Source organism: Devosia sp. Root105 (assembly GCF_001424865.1).
Taxonomy (GTDB): domain Bacteria; phylum Pseudomonadota; class Alphaproteobacteria; order Rhizobiales; family Devosiaceae; genus Devosia_A.
Genome location: NZ_LMCR01000021.1, coordinates 1 through 20,023, shown reverse-complemented (window position 1 = coordinate 20,023; position 20,023 = coordinate 1). Strand labels below are relative to the sequence as shown.

Genomic DNA, 20,023 nt, shown 5'->3' with positions numbered 1-20,023 from the left:
CCCATGAAGCGAATTGCGCTTGCCGCAATGCTCGGCCTGATGGCGCTCGCGCCGGTGCAGGCTCAAACAGTGGTGAAGTATCTGAACATCGCGTCCATCCCGGACGAGGTGAAGCTGATGACTGAGGCGGTGGCAGAGTACGAGGCCGCCAATCCGGGCGTGAAGATCGAGCTGCCGTTCCTCGAGAACGAGGCGTTCAAGGCCAAGCTGACCACGCTGCTGCAGTCTGCCGATGCGCCCGATGTGTTCCACTCATGGGGCGGTGGGGTGTTCTACGAGCAGGCCAAGGCCGGCGTGCTGCGACCGATCGAGGGCGTCCTGTCTCAGGAGGCCAAGGATGCCCAGGGTACGGCAGGCGTTGCGGCCTTCACCGCGCCTGACGGCCATATCTACGGTATCGCCCGCGACGTGGCCGAAGTGGTGCTGTGGTACAACAAGGCACTGTTCACCCAGGCCGGCGTCGACCCCGAGAGCCTCAAGACCTGGGATGGGTTCCTCGCTGCCGTGCAGAAGTTCAAGGATGCCGGCATCACCCCGCTGGCGATGGGTGGCAAGGACAAGTGGCCGGCTCACTTCTGGTGGAGCAAGCTGGTGGTGCGCCTCGCCGGGCAGGACGGCTTCAACGCCGCGGCGCGCGGCGAGGGCGACGGCTTTGCCGGCGAGGACTTCGTCAAGGCCGGGCAGTTCTTCCTGCAGCTGGCTCAACTCGATCCCTGGCAGGAGGGCTTCCAGGCCGCCACCTATGGCGATGCCTCGGGCTATTTCGGCGACGGCAAGGCTGCGATGCACCTGATGGGCGACTGGGACTACGGCGCCATGAAGGACAACTCGGCGACCAAGCAGGGTATCCCGGATGACCAGCTCGGCATTCTGCCGTTCCCGACCATTGATGGAGGCAAGGGCGACCCGACCGATACGCTGGGCGGCCTGTCTGGCTACCTGTTCTCCAAGAACGCCTCCGACGACGCGGTCAAGTTCATCGAGTGGTACAACGCCAAGCCGGTGCAGTCCCGCTTTGCCAATGCCGGCTACTACATCCCGATCGTCAACGGGGCGGCCGACGGCATGACCAACCCGTTCAAGGTGCTGGTGGCGCAGGATATCAACAAGGCCCACTGGCATGCGCTGTTCTTCGACCAGGCCCTCGGGCCGGCGGTCGGTGGCGTGGTGAACGATGTGTCGGCGGATCTCGCCGCCAACGCGATCAGCGCCGAGGACGCCGCCCAGCAGGTCAAGGAAGCCGTGGACGACGCGGCCAATTAAGGCGTTGGCCTAAGGTCGGCGGGGCAACGATTGCCCCGCCGACCGCATCTGCCTCGAAGGGAAGCCAGTATGGCAAGCATTACGACCGGAGTTGCCGCGGGAACAGGCGTCGCCGTCCGCCGGCGCCGCTACATGGATCGCAAGAGCCTGGTTCCGCTGCTGATTTTCCTGCCACCCTCGCTGATCCTGTTCACCGTGTTCGTCGTCTTGCCGATGGTCGATGCGGGAACCTTCTCGTTCTTCCAGTGGAACGGCTACGGGCCTATCACCAATTTCGTCGGCTTTGAAAACTATGCCGACGTGATCAACCATCGCAATTTCGGCACCGCGGTGCGCAACAGCCTGATCGTGGTGGCCGTCTCGCTGCTGATCCAACTGCCGCTCGCCATGTGGTGCGCCATTGCCCTGTCCGAGCGCTCGGTCAGCATCAACATTTTGCGGACGATCTTCTTTTTGCCCTTCATGCTGGCCGAGGTGGCGGCGGGGCTGATCTGGAAGTTCGTCTATGACGGCAATTACGGGCTCTTGCCGATCCTCGGCGACGCGCTCGGCACCAAGATGCCGTTCGTCCTGGCCGACAAGTTCTGGGTGATCCCGGCCATCATGCTGGTCATCACCTGGAAGTACTTCGGCTTTCACATGATGATCTTCATCGCCGGCCTGCAGTCGATCCCCAACGAGGTGGTCGAGGCGGCGCGGCTCGATGGCGTCAAGAAGTGGCAGATCGTGCGCCACATCAAGATCCCGATGATCCGCTCGGCCATCGTGGTGTCGGTGTTCTTCGCCATCACCGGCGCGCTGCAGCTGTTCGACATCATCATCCCGCTCACCAATGGCGGCCCCTCGCATTCGAGCCACACCATCGTGACCTTCCTCTACCAGTTCGGCATCCTGCGCATGAAACTGGGCTTTGGCGGCGCGGTGAGCGTGCTGCTGTTCATCGCCTGCGTAATCGTGGCGCTCGCCTACCGGCGTATTCTCTTCAGGGTGGAGCAGAACTGATGGCCACGGCATCGAGGAAACGTCGTCCGGCCATTTCGGCCTTTCAGTGGATCACGCTGCTGGTGGTCGCCGCCTTCGTGATCGTGCCGTTCTACACCACCGCCCTCGGCGGCTTCAAAGAGATCGGCGAGCTGCGCGTCAATCCGTTCGGGTTGCCGCAGAGCTGGGATCCGGCGCGCTTCGCCGAGATCATCGGCGGGCCGCGCTATGTGCCCTCGTTGCTCAACTCGCTGCTCGTCGCGCTGGGCTCGGTGGTGCTGTCGACACTGCTCGCGTCGATGACCGCCTTCGCCTTCGCCCATATCAAGTTCTTCGGCAGCCGGTTCCTGATGAGCTACCTGATGCTGGGGCTGCTGTTTCCGTCGGCTACCGCCATCCTGCCGCTGTTCATCAAGATGCGCGACCTGGGGCTGCTCGACAGCCACCTGGGCATCATCATCGCGCAGGTGGCGTTCTCCATCTCGTTCTCGGTGCTGCTGTTCTATAACTTCTTCAAGGAACTGCCCAAGGAGCTGATCGACGCGGCGCGCATGGACAACTGCGGCTATATCCGCATCTACTGGTATGTGACGCTACCGCTCTGCCTGCCGATCATCGCTACGGTCGGGGTGTTCAATTTTGTCGGCAGCTGGAACAGCTTCCTTTTGCCGCTGATCGTGCTCAACTCCGACGCCAACTATACCTGGCCGCTGGGGATCATGCAGTTCCAAGGCCAGTACGGTTCTGACTGGCCGCGCATCCTGGCGTTCCTCACCCTCTCGATCCTCCCCGCCATCGCCTTCTTCCTGTTGGCGCAACGCTACGTGATCTCGGGGCTGACCGGCGGCGCCGTCAAAGGCTGAAGGGTTGTCCCCAGGGCGTGGCAGGTGAACGCGGCGAGTTCACTGTCGTGTTGCGCCTTGCCGGCTGCCGAGTAGCTTAAATCACGGGAGAGTCTGGCAGCGGGCCGGGGTGCCCGTGAGACCGGAGACCAGATGACGCGGGTCAGGCCAATCACCGAAGCGGACATTCCAGGCTTTCATGCGGCGCTTGACGCCGTGGCGCGGGAAAGCAGCTTTCTGAGGGGCAACCAGGCGCCACCACCGGACGATGTCGCGAGCTTCGTTCGCGGCAATATCCAGACCCGAAACCCGCAATTCGTCGCGCTCAGCGACCAGGGGAGCATTGTGGGTTGGTGCGACATCGTCCGCGGACGCGGCGAGCACGAGAGTCACCTGGGCGAACTGGGTATGGGAGTCATGGCGCAGTGGCGCGGCGCCGGCCTTGGCAGGCAGTTGCTGGCCGCGACCGTGGCGGCCGCCGATGCGGAGAGATTCCTGCGCATCGAACTCAGCGTCCACTCAGACAACCTGCGGGCAATATCGCTCTATCGCGGCTTTGGGTTTGTCGAGGAGGGGCGGAAGCTGAAAGCGCGCCTGAAGGCTGCCGTGCCTGTTGATGTGGTGCTGATGGCCCGTCTCAGGCCAGTGGAGGATTGGCCTTCGCGCTAGCCGGCGGGGGCGGCCACAGGGGTTCCCGGTGCTACGCCACGCTTCCGGTATCCGAAGTCGAGCGGATCAGCGTTTGCCTGGCCGATGCCAGGTGCCTGCGGCAGGCGCTGGCGACCGCGCTCCGCGATCGGCTCAGCAGGGCATCGATGTAGGCAAGGTGCTCGCGGATCGCCACCTCGTTGCGCTCCCGCTCGTCCTTCTTGTTCCACTGGTAGTGGTAGTGGAAAATCAGCGTGATGATGTCGAAGAAGCCGTCGATGAAGCGGTTCGGCACCGCCGTGTTCACCAGCCGGTGAAAGCGGCTGTCGAGGTCGGAAAAGTCCTGGAAGCGGGTCTCGATCTCGCTCAACAGGTCGATATGCTCCTGCCGCAACCGGCGCAGTTCGTGCCACAGCGGCGAGGTCTCCGGCAGGCTGCTGAACTCCCGGGCTGACCGTAGTTCGAACATCTCGCGGATCTCGAACAGCTCCAGTGCGAAGCTATGGGTGAAGCCCTGCAACACCCAGCCACCGCTCGGCCGCCGCTCAATCAGCCCGAAGCGCTGGAAGCTGTTCAGAAACTCGCGGATCACCGTGGTCGCAACCTTGAACTGACGCGCCAGGTCGAGCTCGTTGATCAGGGCCCCGGCCTTGGCATCGCCGCGCAGCATCCATTCCATGAACTGTTTCTCGACTTGCACCGAGGTCGGAACCGTTTCGGCTTCAGGGAAGGGCAGCGCCTCGCCGGCTGAGGCGCGCGCGAAGCGCGACCGTCCCGTACCGGCCACCACGCCCTGCTCGGCGAGCGTCGCGAGGATCTTGCGCACCGTGGTGCGGCTGACGCCCAGCTCGGCCGCGAGCATCGTTTCAGACGGTATCGGATCACCATCGCGCAGCCGCGAGGTCAACAGCAGGGCGTCGTTGAAGGCCCGTTTGAACAGCGTATCCGTCTTCACATCGCCCTCCCACTGGTCTGTTCTGTAACTGATAAAAAACAATTTGACGATGTCCCGAAATAGAAGTTTTTTGTACATAAGAAACACGGGGGAGGGGCGTGTACTGGTGAAACAAGGACCAGATGCGGAGCCGGCTGAGGTACGTACCCGGCCGCCCGCCGACGGCGCGGCGCTTGGCGTCGCGTTGAAGCTGCTCGGCATCGGTCCGCTGCTGATCCTGATCCTGCTGGTGGTCGGCATCAGTCTTGCGACGCCCAATTTCCTGAAGCCGGTCAATCTCGGCAACATCCTGGCGCAGACCGCGGTGATCGCCATTGTCGCCATCGGGCAGCACCTGGTGATCCTGACCCGCGGCATCGATCTTTCGGTCGGCGCCAACCTGGCGCTGGCGACGGTGATCGGTGGGCTGGTTTTCCGGGTTGCCGATTCCGGTCCGCTGGTGATGGCCGCGATGCTTCTCGCTGGTGGGGCGGTGGGCGCGGTCAACGGCATCGTCTATGTGTTCGGCCGGTTGCCGCATCCCTTCATCATCACGCTCGCGACGCTCAGTATCGCCCGCGGCCTGGCGCTGGAACTCGCCGTCGGGCACACCACGATGCGCGGCATGCCGATCGAGATCGCGTTCATCGGCGGCGGTTCGACATTGGGCATTCCCAACTCGTTCTTCGTGGTGTTCGGCGTCGCCACGCTGGTCCTGCTGATGGCCCGCGCCATGGTGTGGGGGCGTTGGATCTATGCCGTCGGCGGCAAGCCCGAGGCAGCGGTGCAGATGGGCATCCCGGTCAAGTGGATGCTGGTCTCGGTCTACGTCATCTCGGGCCTCTGTGCCGGCGTCGGCGCCATCATCCTGGCGGGCCGCACCGAAGCCGCCTCACCGCTTTACGGGAACCTGCTCGAGCTCGACACCATCGCGGCGGTGATCATCGGTGGCGCCAGTTTCCTCGGCGGGCGCGGCCATATCGGGCATGCCCTGGTCGGCGCGGTGATGATCGGGGTCATCCGCAACGCCCTCAACCTGCTCAATGTCGATGTGTTCTTTCAGATGATTGCCATCGGGGCGATCATCGTACTGGCCGTCGAGGCGGACGTGCTGCGCAACCATCTGGAAGCGCGGGTGCGCGTCATGCAGTCGGGGAGGGCGTCATGAGCGCCGCCGCGTCCGCCTCGCCGGTCCTCGCTGTCAGCAACGCCGAAAAGCGCTTCGGCGCCGTGCACGCCTTAAAGGGCGTGAGCCTCGAGGCGTATCGCGGCGAGGTGCTGGCGCTGCTCGGCGATAATGGCGCCGGCAAATCGACGCTGGTCAAATGCATCAGCGGCGTCCACGGGCTGGATGGCGGCGAGATTCTGCTCGATGGCCAGCGGACCGCCATCCACAACCCGGCGGCCGCCCGCAGCGCCGGCATCGAGACCGTCTATCAGGACCTGGCGCTGTTCGACAACCTGACCCCGGCGCAGAACTTTTACTGCGGGCGAGAGCTGTCTTTCCCCTCCTGGCTGCCACGCGGCATGCGGCTGCTGAGGCGCCGGGCGATGGACCGGGAGGCGGCGGCGGTGATCGACCGGCTGAAGGTCCGGTTGCCCCGCTTCGACGCACCGGTGGCGCTGATGTCGGGTGGGCAGCGCCAGGCGATCGCGGTGGCGCGGGCAACCGTGTTCGCCCGCAAGGTGGTGATGTTGGACGAGCCGACTGCGGCGCTCGGGCTGCGCGAGGCGCGCAAGGTCCTCGACCTCATCGCGCAGCTGCGCGACGAGGGCAACGCGGTGATCCTCATCACCCACAACATGGAACATGTCGTCGAACTGGCTGACCGCGCCGTGGTGCTGCGGCAGGGGCGCAAGGTCGGCGAGCTCAAGCCAAGCAAGGCAAACCAGCACGAACTGGTCTCGCTCATCGTCGGGGCTGAGGCCTAGCAGATCGATTCCGAGGGGGATCGAGGAGCGACCGCCAACGCGGTCGGAATGGGAGGAAACTATGAAGCTCAAACGACTGCTGGGAGGGCTGGCGCTCGCTGCGGCGATTGCCGGGCCTGCCATGGCGCAGGACAACGTGAAGCTCGGGTTCATCACCAAGTTCCCGGTGCCGTTCTTCGCCACCATGGAAGATGCGGCCAAGGCGTATGCAGCGGCCAATCCGGGTGTCGAGATCATCTACGGTCAAGGCACCTCAGCCACCGATATCGAGGGCCAGATCGCCCAGATCGAGTCGATGGTCACCCAGGGTGTGCAGGGGATTGCCCTGACCCCGGTCGATCCGACCGTGGCGCCGGCGCTCGACAAGGCGATTTCCCAGGGCGTGAAGATCGTCCTGATGGACAACAACATCCCCGACTGGAAGGGGCGAACCTCGCTCGCCACCACCGATAACTATGCCGCCGGCGTGATCGCCGGCCAGTACCTCAAGTCGGTGCTCAAGGCCGGCGATACGCTCGGCATTCTCGAAGGCGTGCCTGGCGTTCCGGCGCTGGATGATCGCGTCAATGGCATGCTCGAGGGCCTCAAGGGAGTTGAGGTCAAGGTGGTCGGGCGTGCCGGCACCAACTGCACCGAGGAACTCGGGATCAACGTCGCCCAGGATCTGCTCACCGCCAATCCTGATCTGAAGGCGATCTATGCTGCTTGCGGCCCTCCAGCCGCAGGAGCCGCGCAGGCCATCAAGAACGCCGGCATCGCAAGCGACGCGATCGTCCTGGTGGGCTTCGATTTCTGCTGCGGCGAAGCGGAAGCCCTGACCGCAGGCATCGAAGACGCGACCGTCGCGCAATTCCCGGCGAAGATGGCCGAGCTCGGCGTCGATGCTTTGGTCAAGGCCATCCGCGGCGATGAGGTCCCACTCCTCATCGACTCGGGCGCCGCACTGGTGACCAAGGACACCATGTCCCAGTTCCAGTGACGCGCCGCGAGAGCCGGGTCCCCGGTCTCCCCGGGATCCGGCTCTCGCATCTTTCCACCCACCTTCACTCGAAAGCAGTTCTAAATATGCATGCGCTTGTCTGCCGCCAGCCCGGAATGCTCGAGCTCGAGACCCGGCCAACCCCACACCGCGGCGAAGGCGAGGCGCTGGTGCGCCCGCTCCGGGTGGGGATCTGCGGCACCGACTACCACATCTACGAGGGCAAGCACCCTTTCCTCGAATACCCGCGCGTCATGGGCCATGAGCTCGCGGTTGAGGTGCTGGAAGCGCCGGCCGGATCGGGTTTCGCTCCTGGTGAGATCTGCGTGGTCAACCCCTACATTTCCTGCGGCAGCTGCATCGCCTGCCGCGCCGGCAAACCGAATTGCTGCGTGCGGATCGCCGTGCTCGGCGTGCATCGCGACGGCGGCATGGCCTCATTGCTCAGCCTGCCCGCGTCGAACCTGGTCAAGGCGGCAGGGCTGAGCGTCGATGCCTGCGCAACAGTCGAGTTCCTCGCCATTGGGGCGCATGCGGTCCGCCGTTCGAACGCGCGGGCAGGACAGCGTGCGCTGGTGATCGGCGCGGGTCCCATTGGTCTTGGCGTGGGGCTTTTCTCCAGCCTCTCAGGCGCTGAGGTCACCATGATGGACCTCGATCCGGAGCGACTCGCGGTCGCCGAGGCGATCGTCGGGGCTCAAACGATCGCGGCGGGCGACGGGGCCAGGGAGGCCGCTGCCGCACAGACCGGGGGAGACGGTTTCGACATCGTGTTCGATGCGACCGGCAACGCCCGCTCGATGCAGAACGGCTTCGATTTCGTCGCGCATGGCGGAACCTATGTGCTGGTGAGCGTGGTGAAGAGCCCGATCAGCTTCGAGGACCCCGATTTTCATCGCAAGGAGATGTCGCTGCTGGGTAGTCGCAACGCCACGTCGGAAGATTTTCAACGGGTGATCGCCGCGATCGCGTCCGGTCGCGTCCCCATCGATAAGCTCATCACGCATCGCACGACGCTGACTGATGCGGCGCGCGACATTGCGCTCTGGGCCACGCAGAAGCGTGGACTTATCAAGGCGGTGATCGAGATCGCCGCCTAGCCGCCGGTCGCTTTGCGACTGCGGTCTGCAGAACCTCGCGGGTCATGGCACCCGCGGGGCGATACCCGTTTGGTGCTGCCAACCGGGGTCGCGGCACTGACATGTTAGAAGGATTTTTCAGCTGTGAGCGTCCTCACCGGCTTGTGGCATGCAACTTAGATGATAACGTTTCAACTTACTTGATGGAGGAACGGCCCAAGGCCGGCAATCAAGGAGGAGGAACCAATGAACATGCATAAACTGACGTCCAAAATCCGCCGTCGCGCCGTGCTAGCCGGGGCAAGCCTCGCCATCGTCTTGGCGGCAATGCCGGTGCTGGCACAAGACCTGAGCGGCGAGCTCGTCATCCTGCAGTGGCAGGGCGGCACCGACGCCGAGATGTGGCAGAAGCTCGAAGCCGATTTCACCGCCAAGAACCCGGGCGTCGCCGTCCGCGAACTGGTGGTGACGGGGCAGGGCGACATGCGCGGTCCGATGCGCACGGCGCTGCTCGGCGGCGAAAAGGTCGATATCATCATCAACACCTGGCCGGCCTTCCGCGCCGAGCTGGTCGATGCCGGCATCCTGCGTCCGATCGACGATCTCTGGGCCTCGGCCGGGCTCGACGCCGTGCTCGACCAATCCTGGAAGGATCTCGGCTCTACTGCTGGCGTCACCTATGGGGTGAACTACACCTACGGCGACCGCTCGGCCATCTGGTACAAGAAGGCCCATCTCGAAAAGGCCGGCGTCGAGCCTCCCAAGACCTGGGAAGAGTTCCTCGCTTCGATCGACAAGCTCAAGGCTGCCGGCTTTGCCGCGCCGATCGCCATGCCCGCCAAATATTGGGCGCATGGCGAGTGGTTCGAAACGCTGCTGCTGCGCACCGGTGGCGTCGAGGCGGCTTCGAAACTTGCCGCCCACGAGATCGGCTGGACCGACGATATCGTCAAGACGACGCTCAAGAAGTATGCCGAGCTGCTCAAGGCCGGCTGCTGCGGCACCCCGGAGCAGATGTTCGCCGGTGACTGGGACTACTCGGCCGACCAGATCTTTACTGCCGATGCCTCCAACTACCTGATGATCGGCATGTGGATGAACGCCCGGGCCCGCAACGACTACAAGCTCAACGAAGGCGTCGACTACTCGATCTTCCAGTTCCCCTCGCTCGGCCTCGGCCATGACGACACCTCGAGCGTCGATGCCAAGGAAGTGGCGGTCACCGCCAATGGCGCCAATCCGGCGGCGGCCGACGCCTTCGCCGTCTATATGGTCAGCAAGGACGCTGCCGATATCCTCGCCTCCTACGGCTATGCCTCGCCCAGCAAGAACGCCGACCCGTCCCTGCTCGGTCCGGTGCAGCAGATCGCGACCGCAGCCGTGGCGCAGTCCAAGGTGCAATTCGTGCTCGGCGACCTGCTCCCCGGCGACCTCGTCGACGAGTATCGCGTGCAGCTGCAGAAGTTCCTGCAGGATCCGTCCGATGCGACGATCGACGCGGTGACCGCGGCGATCGAGGCCAAAGCGATGGAACTCTATTGATATGCAGGACTCCGTAGCCCCCCAGACGGCGGGCTCGCGTCCCGGCGTTCCCTCCCGGCTTCGCGGCGAGCAGAGCAATCTGCTTGCCGCGAAGCGGAGGGTCAGGGACTGGCCGGCAGCCTGGCTGCTGATCACCCCGGTGCTGATCCTGTTCGGGATCGCCGTGGTGTTCCCGCTGATCGATACGATCCGGCTCAGCTTCTTCGACATCAAGGGCCTCGCCAAACCGAAATTCATCGGTGTGGGCAACTACGTGAAGCTGTTCACCGATCCGGCGTTCCGCAACACGCTCTTGACCACCCTGACCTTCACCATCTCGACCACCATCATCTCGGTGGGGCTGGGCTGGATGCTGGCCATGGTGAGCGCCTTCGCGCCGCGCCAGACGCTGCCGTTCCGGGTGATGATTTTCGCCGCGTTCGGAATTTCCGAGGCGGTGGCCGGCTACATGTGGATCGGCATCCTGCGCCCCGACGCCGGTGGTCTGCTCAATGCGGTGATCGGCTTGTTCCAACCCGGCTTCGCGCAGCCCTGGCTGGGCGACCCGCGCACCGCGCTCTGGGTGCTGATCATCGCCGCATCCTGGGGCGGCGTCGGCCTGCCACTGATGCTCTGCTTCGCCTCGGTGCAGTCGATCCCCAAGACCCTGTTCGAGGCGGCCTATATCGATGGCGCCAACCACTGGCAGGTGATGCGCAACATCATGATGCCGCTGTCGCTGCCTGGCGTAAGGGTGGCCGTGTTCATCAACCTGCTCGGCGCGCTCCGGGCCTTCGACATCATCTACATCCTCACCGGCGGTGGTCCGGTGCGCAGCACCGAAACGGTGGGCTATTTCATGTACCGGGAGTCGATGACCCAGTTCAAACTCGGCTACGGCGCCGCGGCGACCGTGGTGCTGCTGGTCGCCGTGCTCGTCGTTTCCATTCCCGCCATCATCCAGCGAACGGCAGGTGCAAGATGATCGGACGCGCCCCCCGCTGGCCCACCATCGTGCTTGGTGTCTTCGGCTTCATCTGGATCATCCCGATCATCGGCATCGTGATGACCTCGATCCGTCCCCTGGCCGAGACGTCGCGCGGCTGGTGGCGTATCGACAGCTTCACCCTCACGCTCAGCGCCTGGCAGCGGGTGTGGGAGGCCTATCCGCTCGCTCCGGCCTTCGTCACCACGGCCATCCTCGCGGTGCTCGCCACCGTCGGGACCATGCTGCTGACGCCCGCCGCCGCTTACGCGTTCCACTTTCTCAAGTTCCCGTTCCGCCGCCTGCTGCTGATCATCATCATCAACGCCTTCGTCCTGCCCCAGCAGGTGGTGATCATCCCGCTGTTCCAGCTGTGGCGCGAACTGGGGCTGATCGACAATTTCCTCGCCGTGCTCATCCCTTACATCGGGCTGAGCTTTGCCTGGTCGATCTTCCTCGTGAAGAACTTCCTCGAGGATTTCCCGACCGAGGTGGTCGAGGCTTCGCGCATCGATGGCGCCGGGCCGCTGCAGACCTTCTGGTACATCGTCCTGCCCAACAGCCTGAGCTCGGTGTTCGCCACCGGCATCCTGCAATTCCTGTGGACCTGGAACGCGCTGCTGCTGCCCTTGCTCTATCTCAGGACCAACGTGCCGCTGCCGGTGATCCTCGCCCGCGTCAACGGCACCTATGAACTCAACTGGGACCTGCAATCGGTGGCGGCCATCGTCACCACCGTGGTTCCGTTGGTCGTCTTCCTCATCTTCCAACGTCAATTCGCCGCCGGGGCTGAAACCCGCACCGGCGCCAAGGATTAGTCATGCCCGCCAACAAGCCGTCGACCAACAAGCCGCTCCGCTACCGCCAGATCCACCTCGATTTCCACACCTCCGAGCACATTCCGGGGATCGGCTCGGCCTTCGACCCCGAGGATTTCGTGGCGACGCTGAAGGCGGCGCATGTCAACTCGATCACCATCTTCGCCAAGTGCCACCATGGCTGGTCGTACTACCCCACCAAGGTCGGCGCGCCGCACCCCAACCTCATGCGGCCCGACCTGATGGGCGACATGGTGAAGGCGCTGACCGCCGCCGATATCGAAGCGCCGATCTATATCTCGGTGCAGTGGGATGAGCGCAACGCCCGCATCCACCCCGAATGGCGGGTGCGCAGCGCCACTCCCAACCGCTTCGACCCCGACCAGCTGACCGCCGGCTGGCACACGCTCTGCCTCAACCACCCGGCCTATCGCGCCGAGCTGCTCGAGCAGGCGCGCGAAGTGGCCCGCAACTACGAAACGCCTGGCCTCTTCTTCGACATCGTGCTCACCCCCGATTGCGTCTGTGCCGAGTGCCTCGCCAGCATGGCCGAGCATGGGCTCGATCCCGAGAACCCGGCGGACCGATTGAAGAACGATGAGGCCGTCAACGAGCGGTTTCGCGCCGAGACCAGCGCGGCGCTCAACGCCGAATTCCCCGGGCTGCGCGTCTTCTACAATTGCGGCCACATCCACAAGCAGGGCCCGCAGCGCTTTTCCACCTACACCCATCTCGAGCTCGAAAGCCTGCCCACCGGCGGCTGGGGCTACGACCACTTCCCCTCGAGCGCCCGTTATGCGGCAACGCTCGGCCTCGACATGGTGGCCCATACCGGCAAGTTCCACACCTCGTGGGGCGAGTTCGGCGGCTTCAAGCACCCCGATGCGCTGGAATTCGAGGCGGCGCAGATGGTGGCGCTCGGGGTCAAGTGCCTCGTCGGCGATCAGTTGCACCCGGATGGCTCGATCAACCCGGACACTTACGCCTCGATCGGCCCGGCCTATGCGCGGATCGAAAAGCTCGAGCCCTATCTCGAGGGCGCCCGCCAGGTTTCGGACGTGGCGATCCTCACCGCCGAGTATTTCCACCCGGTCGGGGCGCGCAACAACCTGAGCGACGACGGCGCGGCGCAGATGCTGCAGGAGTTGAAGCTCCCCTTCGACGTGATCGACCCGGCAACGCCGTTCGAGAACTACAAGCTGATCATCCTGCCCGACGAGATCCCGGTTGATGCCGGGCTCGCGGCCGCGCTCAAGGCCTATACCGACAATGGCGGCAAGCTGATCCTGTCCGGCAGGTCGGCGATCAACCCCGATGGCAGTTTTGCTGTCGACGCCGGCATCCGCAGCGCCGGTCAGGTGGCATTCGAGCCGTCCTATGTCCGCGCTGCCTCCGGGCTCGACGCCGGCCTCACCGCCTCACCCTTCGTCATGTATGGGGTCGGGGAGGCGATCACCGCCGAGGGCGCCGAGGTGCTGGCCGAGATTGGTCCCTCCTACTTCAACCGCAGCTACAAGCATTTCAGCTCGCACCAGCACGCTCCCGATGATCCGGCGGCGGCTGCGCTGGGGGCGGCAGTGACCGTGAAGGGCGGCATCGGCTACATCGCCTACCCGATCTTCCAGATGTACCACGCCATGGGTCAGCCGCTGTACAAGTACCTGGTGCGGGGGCTGATCGACCGGCTGCTGCCCAGCCGGGCCATCGTCACCGACCTGCCGTCGTCCGGCCGGGCGACGCTGACGCAGCAGGCGGCGCAGCAGCGCCACGTCCTCCACCTGCTCTATGGGGCGCCGCAGATCCGCGGCAAGGCGGTGCCGGCCGGCGAAGGCCATACCCGCGTCATGGAAATGATCGAGGATATTCCGACGCTTGGGCCGGTGACGGCCTCGGTGCGCTTGCCGCGTACGCCAGCCCGCGTCTATGACGCTCTGACGGGGGAAGACGTGCCGTTCACCAATGGTGGCGATCGCGTGGAAGTGCGGCTCCCGAGCCTTCGCATCCACGCCGCGCTGGTCTTTGAGGGAACGGTTTGAGCGACACCGACGACACTGAGAGCGGCCGGCGGCGCCACGCCACCATCGTCGAGGTCGCCGACCGCGCCGGCGTCGCTATCGGTACCGTGTCACGCTACCTCAACGGCCACCCGGTGCGCCGCGGCAACCGCGAGCAGATCGAACAGGCGATTGGCGAGCTCGGCTATCGCCGAAACGCCATTGCCGCCGCCATGAAGGCCGACCTCACCAACACGGTCGGCTTCATGGTGCCCTCGCTGTCGGAGTTCCACGCGCCGGTGCTCGAGCATCTGAGCCGGTCGATGCGTCGCGCCGGCCGGGCGCTGTTGAGCTATTGCCACGATGCCAACCCGGCATCGATTGGCGATGCGCTCGATTTCTTCGTCACCCATCGGGTCGATTGCCTGATCATGGATGGCCGCAACGACGTCGATGAGCGCATCCTCGAGCTCATCGGCAACGGCACGCCGGTGATCTTTTACGACAATGGCTGGCCGGGCCTGCCGGTGGATCGGGTGCTGGTCGAAAACCGCGCCGCGAGTTTTCGCGCTGTCACCCACCTGCTCGATATCGGTCACACCCGCATTGCTGTGCTGACCGGCAATATCGGCGACTGGACTGGCGGTGAACGTTTCGAGGGCTATCGCCAGGCGCTGCTTGGCCGCGGCATCGAGATCAACCCCGACTATGTGCTCGACTCGCATTGGTACGAGACCGAAGCCTATTCCGGCATGCTGCGCCTGCTCTCGCTCCCCGAACCGCCCACCGCACTCTATTGCTGCAACTACAACATGGCGGTCGGCGCGCTGCGGCTGCTTCGGGAGCACGGCTTGCGGGTTCCCGACGACATCTCGCTGGTCAGCTTCGACGACGTGCCGCTGTTCCAGCTGCATGAAACCGGCATTACCGCGGTGGCCCAGCCGGTGGCCAAGATCGCCGAGACCATCACCTCCATCATGGCCTCGCGCCTGTCGGATCGCGGCCTCAGCCACGCGCCGCACACCATCACGCTCAACTGCGACATTATCCTGCGCGGCTCGACCCGCCGCCTGCCAGACGCCCAGCGCCCCCGCTGATCCAGCCCCTTCGCGCTTCCGAGGACCCGACCATGCCCCGCTATTGCCTTGACCTCGATACCCCCGCGGCCGGGTTCATCGACAGCTTCCTCATCGGCAATGGCTGGCTCGGGGCGACGCTCGGCGGCGGCGTCGGCACCGAACGGTTCGCCCTCAACCTCGATACGGTCTGGTCCGGCGGGCCGCTGCAACCCGAAGCCGACGAGGGCCCGTCCCGACTGATACCCGAACTGCGCGAGGCGATCCGCCGCCGCGACTATCTCCGGGCCGACGAACTCGGCCGGGCGCTGCAGGGCAAGGCCTGGACCCAATCCTACCAGCCGCTCGGTGCCGTCGAACTTACCTATGCCGATGCCGATGCGACCGGCTACGCCCGCCGCCTCGACCTCGCGGAGGCCGTGGCCCACACCAGCTGTGGCGCGGTCGGGCTCCAGAGCTTCGTCTCCAATCCCGATGCTGTGCTGGTGGCGACTGCCACGGGGCAGGGAGTGCTGACGCTCGACAGGGTGGGCATGGCGTTCGTTTCGCCACACCCCGACACGCACATCTCGCTGTCCGAGGAGCATGGCATCAGATGGCTGGTGGCCACCGCCCGGGTGGCTGCGCATGTCGTTCCCAACTACGTGCCGAGTGAGGAGCCGATCCGTTACGACGCGGCTGCGCCTGCGGCCGATGACACCGTCGCCACTGGCATGGGCTATGCCGTCGTCGTCGCAGTTGAGCGCGACAGCGACACCGGCGGCTTGCGCCTCATCGCCTCCGCCGCCTCGGGTTATCGCGGCCACGATCAGCGCCCCAGCGCCGATTTCGCGGCCCTGGTGGTGGAGGCCCGGGCGCGTGTCGCGGCGGCCCTCGAGATCGGTACAAACGAGCTCCGGCAGCGCCACCGCGACGATTATCGGCGCTTCTTCGATCGGGTCGAACTCGACCTCAGCGCCTCTGGTCCCGTGGCGGAACGGGCCGAGCTGCTGTTCCATTTCGGCCGCTACCTGATGATCTCAAGCTCGCGCCCCGGCACCGAAGCGAGCAACCTGCAGGGCATCTGGAACGTCGATGTGCGCCCGGCCTGGTCGAGCAACTACACCATCAACATCAACACCCAGATGAACTACTGGCCGGCCGAGGCGACGGGGCTCGCTGACCTCCACACCCCGATGTTCAAGCTCACTCGCGAGCTTGCCGAAGCCGGCGCCGTCACCGCGCGCCGCTACTACGGCGCGGCCGGGGCGACGGCTCATCACAATGCCGATCTCTGGCGCTTCACCGCGCCGGTGCCCGGCATACCGCAATGGTCGAACTGGCCGGCCGGCCTCTACTGGATGGCGGCGCACCTGCAGCACCATATCGACCACGGCGGTGCGGCCGAGGGATTTGCGGCGGAGACGGCGCTGCCGGTGTTCCGCACCGCGACCGAGTTCGCCCTCGACATGCTGGTCGACGACGGCGCCGGTGGTCTCGTGGCCAGCCCCTCGACCTCGCCCGAGCACAGCTTCGTCGTCGGCGACGCCAAGGTCGCCATTACCGCGGGCACGGCGATGGATCAGGAACTGATCCGCGAGACGCTCGAGAATTTCGTCGGGCTCGCCGACCCCACCGATCCACTTGCAGTGCGGGCGCACGCGGCGCTCGGCCGCCTGCGCCTGCCGGTGATCGGCGCGGCCGGCAACCTGCTCGAGTGGGACGACGACAAGACCCCACACGAGCTGGGGCATCGCCATCTCTCCCACCTCTACGGCCTCTATCCCGGCATCCGCATCACCGAGACCGGCACACCGGAGGCCTTCGAGGCGGTGCGCCGCGCCCTGGCGCTCCGCCTCGACAACGGCACCGGCTATACCGGCTGGAGCCAGGCCTGGGTGCTCTGCCTCGCGGCGCGTCTCAGGGATCGCGATTTGGCCGAGCGCTCGATCAGCGGGCTGCTCGACCATCTGACCTCGCGCGCTCTGCTCGTCCTCCACCCGCATGACGGTTGGCCGGAGGGCAACGTGTTCCAGATCGACGGCAATTTCGGTGCCGTGGCCGGGCTCACCGAACTGGTGGTGCAAAGCCACGAAGGCGCCATCAGCCTGATGAAGACGCTGCCGCCAAGCTGGACGGGTGGCGCCATCACCAACATCCGCTGTCGCGGCGGGCACCAGGCGAGCGTTTCGTGGCAGGAGGGCAGGCTGACGTTGGCAGCCGTACTCGCAGGGCGCGACGGCGAGATCGTCGTCGACCTGCCGGATGGCGAGGTTGCCGTAACCGATCCGTCGGGACCTGTGGCCGTACGACTCGTTACTGGCGCCGCAGCGGGCAGGCGCCGCCTCGCCTGGAGCGGCAAGGTGGCAACACGCTACGCCATCTCACCACGCTGAGCAGCGGGCTCGGCGTCTACAAATCGTGGCGCTCACCAGTGCGCCTCCGGCAGCTTTTCGCTGGCATCTACTTACTCGCTCGCGCGTCGAGCCACTCCTCAATTCGCCAGCATAGCGCGGGGATGCTTACGTCAAACAGAAGTGCCTCGGCGTGACCGTCCGGGTAGAAGCTGGGATGGTCGTTCTCATCTGTGTCCCAGATGCCAAGGTACTCGCCATCATCGCTGACGACGGAGCCATCCTCGAGCAGATTGATCCGATAGCGAAGCACGCCGGCCCCTCCTGGACGTCTAGGCAGCAACCCACTCTTTCGGCACATCGAGGGCAACCGCGAACCGGTCGGCGAGGTCGTCGGTCATTGCGCGAGTGCCAGTCTCCAGCGAGGAAAGATAGCTCTGGGCGATACCTACCGCCTCGGCGATCTCCACTTGGCTCTTTCCTCTCCACTTGCGGATCGCCTTGAGGCGGCTGGCGCCGCGGCCGATCTCGGCGCTCACCTCGACGGGGAGAATGCTATCGTCGCCACGCTCAAGCGCTGCCTTGCGCTCGGCATAGATCGCGGCGTCGGCTGCATCTTCCTCGGCGTCGGACGCGAGGTCGACGAGAGCGTCGTATTCGGCCCGGGTGAGAATAACCATTTCCTCACCGCCGGGCGCGGTGAAGGTCTGGAGGTTGATGGTGGTCGCCATTGGTCGTTGCTCCGTCCTTGTAGGCTCTGGCGGGGTTCTAGCCCCGCCGGTAGGTCGTCGTCTCGCGCTTGCCGATATAGATGGCGAGCACCGTGGTCTGATCCTCATCGAACACCACCCGGTACCGCCCGACCCGGAGCCGGTAGCCCGGCTGACCCGAGAGGGCCTTCACGTCGCCGCGGCCGGTCATGGCGTAGGCATCGAGGCCGGCTTCGACCTGAGCCCGCGCATCGGCGGCGAGAGCTTCGAGGTCCTTGGCGGCGCTGTTGGTGTAGATGATCGTCTTCATGTGATATCTATCTCAACAATATCACAGGCCGTCAACATCAATATCACACAAAATATCACATCAGACGTGCATGGCCCGGGGCTCGCCGCAAGCCAAGGGAAGACCCGGAAAGGCGCGGGTTCTGGTTGCAACATGGGAGTGACGGAGGCGGAAACCCGCTTCTTCGTCGCGCAACATCTCTAGATGCAAGGGAAAGGAGTGGTGCCCGGGACCGGAATCGAACCAGTGACACGCGGATTTTCAATCCGCTGCTCTACCAACTGAGCTACCCGGGCAACCGTGGCGCCCGAGGGCGCTAAGTCGGGCGGTTTATAGGGGGCATTGTCGGGGTGCGCAAGCGGGTTTTGCCATCTTCCTCAATGTGGAAAACCCGCCCTGGAAACCGGGCATGGAAGCCCGGTCCCGGGTATCGTTTCTGCACCATTCCGGTGGCTTGCCGCCGGCCGCACGGCTAGAGCGCTTTCAGGAAAAGTTGCAGACTTTTCCGGTTCGAAAGCGCGACAAAACCAACGACCTGGAGCGTTTCGGCGTTTCACTGAAACGCTGAAGCGCTCTAGTCTGCCGCCGATTCAAAAAGAGGAGCCACCATGCTTGAGGATATCAGGGGCAAGCGCGCCCTCGTCACCGGGTCGTCCACCGGCATCGGGGCCGCAGTCGCCAAGGAACTGGCGCGTCTCGGCGCCGCCGTTGCCGTGCATGGCAACAAGAATGCCGAAGCCGCCGAAGCCGTCGCCGGCGAGATCCGCGCCGCGGGCGGCAAGGCGGTGGTGGTGCTCGGTGACGTGAGCAACTCGGCGTCGGCCGCCCGAATCGTCGCCGATGCGGTGGCCGGGCTCGGTGGGCTCGATATCCTGATCAACAATGCCGGCGCGATTCTCGACCGCGTCACCAACGCCGCCTTCGACGATGCGACCTACGACCGGGTCTACAACCTCAATGTCCGCTCGGTCTTGGCTGTCACCAAGGCCGCCTATGCGCACCTGAAGGCCGCCGGCGGCGGTTCGATCATCAATACCGGCTCGGTGGCCGGTCGCTTCGGCGGCTTTGGTGGCTCAGCCGTCTACGCCTCGGCCAAAGCCGCCGTGCACTCGATCACCCGCAACGCCGCCCGCGAGTTCGCCCCCGACCACATCCGCGTCAACGTCGTCGCCCCGGGCTTCATCATCACCCCGTTCCACGACAAGACCCCGCAATCGGTAATGGACAACGCCGCCGCACAGATCCCGATGCAGCGGCTGGGCACGGCCGAAGATTGCGTCGGCGCCTATGTGTTTTTGGCTTCGGACTCGATGTCCGGCTACATCACCGGCCAGATCATCGACGTGAACGGCGGGCAGCTGATGCCGTGAGGGGCGGGGCCCGGCTGGGCCTCAGTTTTTCATACCCCCACCGGCCGTCATCCCGGCGAACGCCGGGACCCACCGCTCGAACGGTTAGGTTAACGCGAACCCATCCGGTCTTTCACGGCAAGGTCGGGGACGGTTGATGGGAGGAGAGGTATGAGCACTGGATCCCGGCGTTCGTGTTGTGTCCCGTGAGGTTGGCGAGGAGCTCTGCGGGTGCCTTGTAGTCGAGGCATTTGAGGCGGGTTTTGTTGTAGCTGTCGACGAAGGCGTAG

At 65.0% G+C, this 20,023-nt stretch carries 20 protein-coding genes and 1 tRNA gene; 16 read left to right on the top strand and 5 right to left on the bottom strand.

Going from position 1 to position 20,023, the window contains the following annotated elements; all coding sequences use genetic code 11:
- Nucleotides 1-3 precede the first annotated feature (3 nt).
- The 4 genes from ASC68_RS26930 (at nucleotide 4) to ASC68_RS26915 (ending at nucleotide 3,755) form a co-directional block, all read left to right on the top strand.
- Complete coding sequence (locus ASC68_RS26930) at nucleotides 4-1,263, top strand: extracellular solute-binding protein (RefSeq protein ID WP_055887248.1); 1,260 nt, start codon at nucleotides 4-6, stop codon at nucleotides 1,261-1,263.
- A 69-nt stretch (nucleotides 1,264-1,332) separates the two neighbouring features.
- Nucleotides 1,333-2,265 carry a sugar ABC transporter permease gene (locus tag ASC68_RS26925; RefSeq protein ID WP_055887245.1) on the top strand — a complete coding sequence of 311 codons (933 nt, stop codon included), beginning with the start codon at nucleotides 1,333-1,335 and terminating at the stop codon, nucleotides 2,263-2,265.
- On the top strand, nucleotides 2,265-3,107 hold the full coding sequence (locus tag ASC68_RS26920; RefSeq protein ID WP_055887242.1) for a carbohydrate ABC transporter permease: 843 nt from the start codon (nucleotides 2,265-2,267) through the stop codon (nucleotides 3,105-3,107). The genes ASC68_RS26925 and ASC68_RS26920 overlap by 1 nt, the downstream gene beginning before the upstream one ends.
- 132 nt (nucleotides 3,108-3,239) lie before the next feature.
- Nucleotides 3,240-3,755 (top strand): GNAT family N-acetyltransferase, encoded by a 516-nt coding sequence (locus ASC68_RS26915; RefSeq protein ID WP_082528522.1) that lies wholly within the window; start codon nucleotides 3,240-3,242, stop codon nucleotides 3,753-3,755.
- A 31-nt stretch (nucleotides 3,756-3,786) separates the two neighbouring features.
- Here the strand turns inward: ASC68_RS26915 and ASC68_RS26910 are convergent, their stop codons facing one another.
- Nucleotides 3,787-4,689 carry a GntR family transcriptional regulator gene (locus ASC68_RS26910; RefSeq protein WP_055887237.1) on the bottom strand — a complete coding sequence of 301 codons (903 nt, stop codon included), beginning with the start codon at nucleotides 4,687-4,689 and terminating at the stop codon, nucleotides 3,787-3,789.
- Nucleotides 4,690-4,795: 106 nt separating this feature from the next.
- Between ASC68_RS26910 and ASC68_RS26905 the strand changes: the two genes are divergently transcribed.
- From ASC68_RS26905 to ASC68_RS26860, 10 genes are all read left to right on the top strand, one after another.
- Nucleotides 4,796-5,836 carry an ABC transporter permease gene (locus ASC68_RS26905; protein ID WP_248310611.1) on the top strand — a complete coding sequence of 347 codons (1,041 nt, stop codon included), beginning with the start codon at nucleotides 4,796-4,798 and terminating at the stop codon, nucleotides 5,834-5,836.
- A complete protein-coding gene (locus ASC68_RS26900) occupies nucleotides 5,833-6,600 on the top strand; it encodes an ATP-binding cassette domain-containing protein (protein ID WP_055887234.1) in 768 nt (255 codons plus the stop codon). Before ASC68_RS26905 ends, ASC68_RS26900 begins: the two co-directional genes overlap by 4 nt.
- 61 nt (nucleotides 6,601-6,661) lie before the next feature.
- Nucleotides 6,662-7,579: a sugar ABC transporter substrate-binding protein gene (locus ASC68_RS26895; RefSeq protein WP_055887230.1), complete on the top strand. Its 918-nt coding sequence runs from the start codon at nucleotides 6,662-6,664 to the stop codon at nucleotides 7,577-7,579.
- A gap of 86 nt (nucleotides 7,580-7,665) precedes the next feature.
- Nucleotides 7,666-8,679 (top strand): zinc-binding alcohol dehydrogenase family protein, encoded by a 1,014-nt coding sequence (locus ASC68_RS26890; protein WP_055887228.1) that lies wholly within the window; start codon nucleotides 7,666-7,668, stop codon nucleotides 8,677-8,679.
- 225 nt (nucleotides 8,680-8,904) lie between these two features.
- A complete protein-coding gene (locus tag ASC68_RS26885) occupies nucleotides 8,905-10,200 on the top strand; it encodes an extracellular solute-binding protein (protein ID WP_055887225.1) in 1,296 nt (431 codons plus the stop codon).
- Nucleotide 10,201: 1 nt separating this feature from the next.
- The gene (locus ASC68_RS26880) at nucleotides 10,202-11,164 is read left to right on the top strand and encodes a sugar ABC transporter permease (protein ID WP_055887223.1); all 963 of its coding nucleotides are present in this window, start codon (nucleotides 10,202-10,204) and stop codon (nucleotides 11,162-11,164) included.
- The gene (locus ASC68_RS26875) at nucleotides 11,161-11,982 is read left to right on the top strand and encodes a carbohydrate ABC transporter permease (protein WP_055887219.1); all 822 of its coding nucleotides are present in this window, start codon (nucleotides 11,161-11,163) and stop codon (nucleotides 11,980-11,982) included. Before ASC68_RS26880 ends, ASC68_RS26875 begins: the two co-directional genes overlap by 4 nt.
- Nucleotides 11,983-11,984: 2 nt before the next feature.
- A complete protein-coding gene (locus ASC68_RS26870; RefSeq protein ID WP_055887216.1) occupies nucleotides 11,985-14,018 on the top strand; it encodes an alpha-amylase family protein in 2,034 nt (677 codons plus the stop codon).
- Nucleotides 14,015-15,073, top strand: a complete 1,059-nt coding sequence (locus ASC68_RS26865; protein ID WP_055887212.1) for a LacI family DNA-binding transcriptional regulator — start codon at nucleotides 14,015-14,017, stop codon at nucleotides 15,071-15,073. The genes ASC68_RS26870 and ASC68_RS26865 overlap by 4 nt, the downstream gene beginning before the upstream one ends.
- Before the next feature lie 32 nt (nucleotides 15,074-15,105).
- Entirely contained in the window at nucleotides 15,106-17,427 is a 2,322-nt protein-coding gene (locus ASC68_RS26860; protein ID WP_055887207.1) for a glycoside hydrolase N-terminal domain-containing protein, read from the top strand.
- Between the two features lie 67 nt (nucleotides 17,428-17,494).
- Here ASC68_RS26860 and ASC68_RS26855 read toward each other — a convergent pair whose 3' ends face one another.
- The 4 genes from ASC68_RS26855 to ASC68_RS26840 all read right to left on the bottom strand — a co-directional run bounded on the left by ASC68_RS26855 (nucleotide 17,495) and on the right by ASC68_RS26840 (nucleotide 18,680).
- A complete protein-coding gene (locus ASC68_RS26855) occupies nucleotides 17,495-17,698 on the bottom strand; it encodes a hypothetical protein (RefSeq protein ID WP_055887204.1) in 204 nt (67 codons plus the stop codon).
- Nucleotides 17,699-17,717: 19 nt separating this feature from the next.
- A complete protein-coding gene (locus ASC68_RS26850; RefSeq protein WP_055887199.1) occupies nucleotides 17,718-18,116 on the bottom strand; it encodes a helix-turn-helix transcriptional regulator in 399 nt (132 codons plus the stop codon).
- A 37-nt stretch (nucleotides 18,117-18,153) separates the two neighbouring features.
- Nucleotides 18,154-18,405, bottom strand: coding sequence for a type II toxin-antitoxin system RelE/ParE family toxin (locus ASC68_RS26845; protein ID WP_055887195.1), 252 nt, complete (start codon nucleotides 18,403-18,405; stop codon nucleotides 18,154-18,156).
- A 199-nt stretch (nucleotides 18,406-18,604) separates the two neighbouring features.
- Nucleotides 18,605-18,680 (bottom strand) — tRNA-Phe (locus tag ASC68_RS26840).
- 113 nt (nucleotides 18,681-18,793) lie between these two features.
- On the opposite strand from ASC68_RS26840, the gene ASC68_RS28865 reads away from it, so the two are divergent.
- Together ASC68_RS28865 and ASC68_RS26835 are read left to right on the top strand one after the other, a co-directional pair.
- Nucleotides 18,794-18,952 carry a hypothetical protein gene (locus ASC68_RS28865; protein WP_156384740.1) on the top strand — a complete coding sequence of 53 codons (159 nt, stop codon included), beginning with the start codon at nucleotides 18,794-18,796 and terminating at the stop codon, nucleotides 18,950-18,952.
- A gap of 40 nt (nucleotides 18,953-18,992) precedes the next feature.
- On the top strand, nucleotides 18,993-19,754 hold the full coding sequence (locus ASC68_RS26835; RefSeq protein ID WP_055887192.1) for an SDR family oxidoreductase: 762 nt from the start codon (nucleotides 18,993-18,995) through the stop codon (nucleotides 19,752-19,754).
- Nucleotides 19,755-20,023 lie beyond the last annotated feature (269 nt).

What these genes read in the sequence shown, in the direction of transcription:
- ASC68_RS26930 (WP_055887248.1), top strand. Translation starts at nt 4, where the DNA reads ATGAAGCGAATTGCGCTTGCCGCAATGCTCGGCCTGATGGCGCTCGCG.
- ASC68_RS26925 (WP_055887245.1), top strand. Translation starts at nt 1,333, where the DNA reads ATGGCAAGCATTACGACCGGAGTTGCCGCGGGAACAGGCGTCGCCGTC.
- ASC68_RS26920 (WP_055887242.1), top strand. Translation starts at nt 2,265, where the DNA reads ATGGCCACGGCATCGAGGAAACGTCGTCCGGCCATTTCGGCCTTTCAG.
- ASC68_RS26915 (WP_082528522.1), top strand. Translation starts at nt 3,240, where the DNA reads ATGACGCGGGTCAGGCCAATCACCGAAGCGGACATTCCAGGCTTTCAT.
- ASC68_RS26900 (WP_055887234.1), top strand. Translation starts at nt 5,833, where the DNA reads ATGAGCGCCGCCGCGTCCGCCTCGCCGGTCCTCGCTGTCAGCAACGCC.
- ASC68_RS26895 (WP_055887230.1), top strand. Translation starts at nt 6,662, where the DNA reads ATGAAGCTCAAACGACTGCTGGGAGGGCTGGCGCTCGCTGCGGCGATT.
- ASC68_RS26890 (WP_055887228.1), top strand. Translation starts at nt 7,666, where the DNA reads ATGCATGCGCTTGTCTGCCGCCAGCCCGGAATGCTCGAGCTCGAGACC.
- ASC68_RS26885 (WP_055887225.1), top strand. Translation starts at nt 8,905, where the DNA reads ATGAACATGCATAAACTGACGTCCAAAATCCGCCGTCGCGCCGTGCTA.
- ASC68_RS26880 (WP_055887223.1), top strand. Translation starts at nt 10,202, where the DNA reads ATGCAGGACTCCGTAGCCCCCCAGACGGCGGGCTCGCGTCCCGGCGTT.
- ASC68_RS26875 (WP_055887219.1), top strand. Translation starts at nt 11,161, where the DNA reads ATGATCGGACGCGCCCCCCGCTGGCCCACCATCGTGCTTGGTGTCTTC.
- ASC68_RS26870 (WP_055887216.1), top strand. Translation starts at nt 11,985, where the DNA reads ATGCCCGCCAACAAGCCGTCGACCAACAAGCCGCTCCGCTACCGCCAG.
- ASC68_RS26860 (WP_055887207.1), top strand. Translation starts at nt 15,106, where the DNA reads ATGCCCCGCTATTGCCTTGACCTCGATACCCCCGCGGCCGGGTTCATC.
- ASC68_RS26850 (WP_055887199.1), bottom strand. Translation starts at nt 18,116, where the DNA reads ATGGCGACCACCATCAACCTCCAGACCTTCACCGCGCCCGGCGGTGAG.
- ASC68_RS26845 (WP_055887195.1), bottom strand. Translation starts at nt 18,405, where the DNA reads ATGAAGACGATCATCTACACCAACAGCGCCGCCAAGGACCTCGAAGCT.
- ASC68_RS28865 (WP_156384740.1), top strand. Translation starts at nt 18,794, where the DNA reads ATGGAAGCCCGGTCCCGGGTATCGTTTCTGCACCATTCCGGTGGCTTG.
- ASC68_RS26835 (WP_055887192.1), top strand. Translation starts at nt 18,993, where the DNA reads ATGCTTGAGGATATCAGGGGCAAGCGCGCCCTCGTCACCGGGTCGTCC.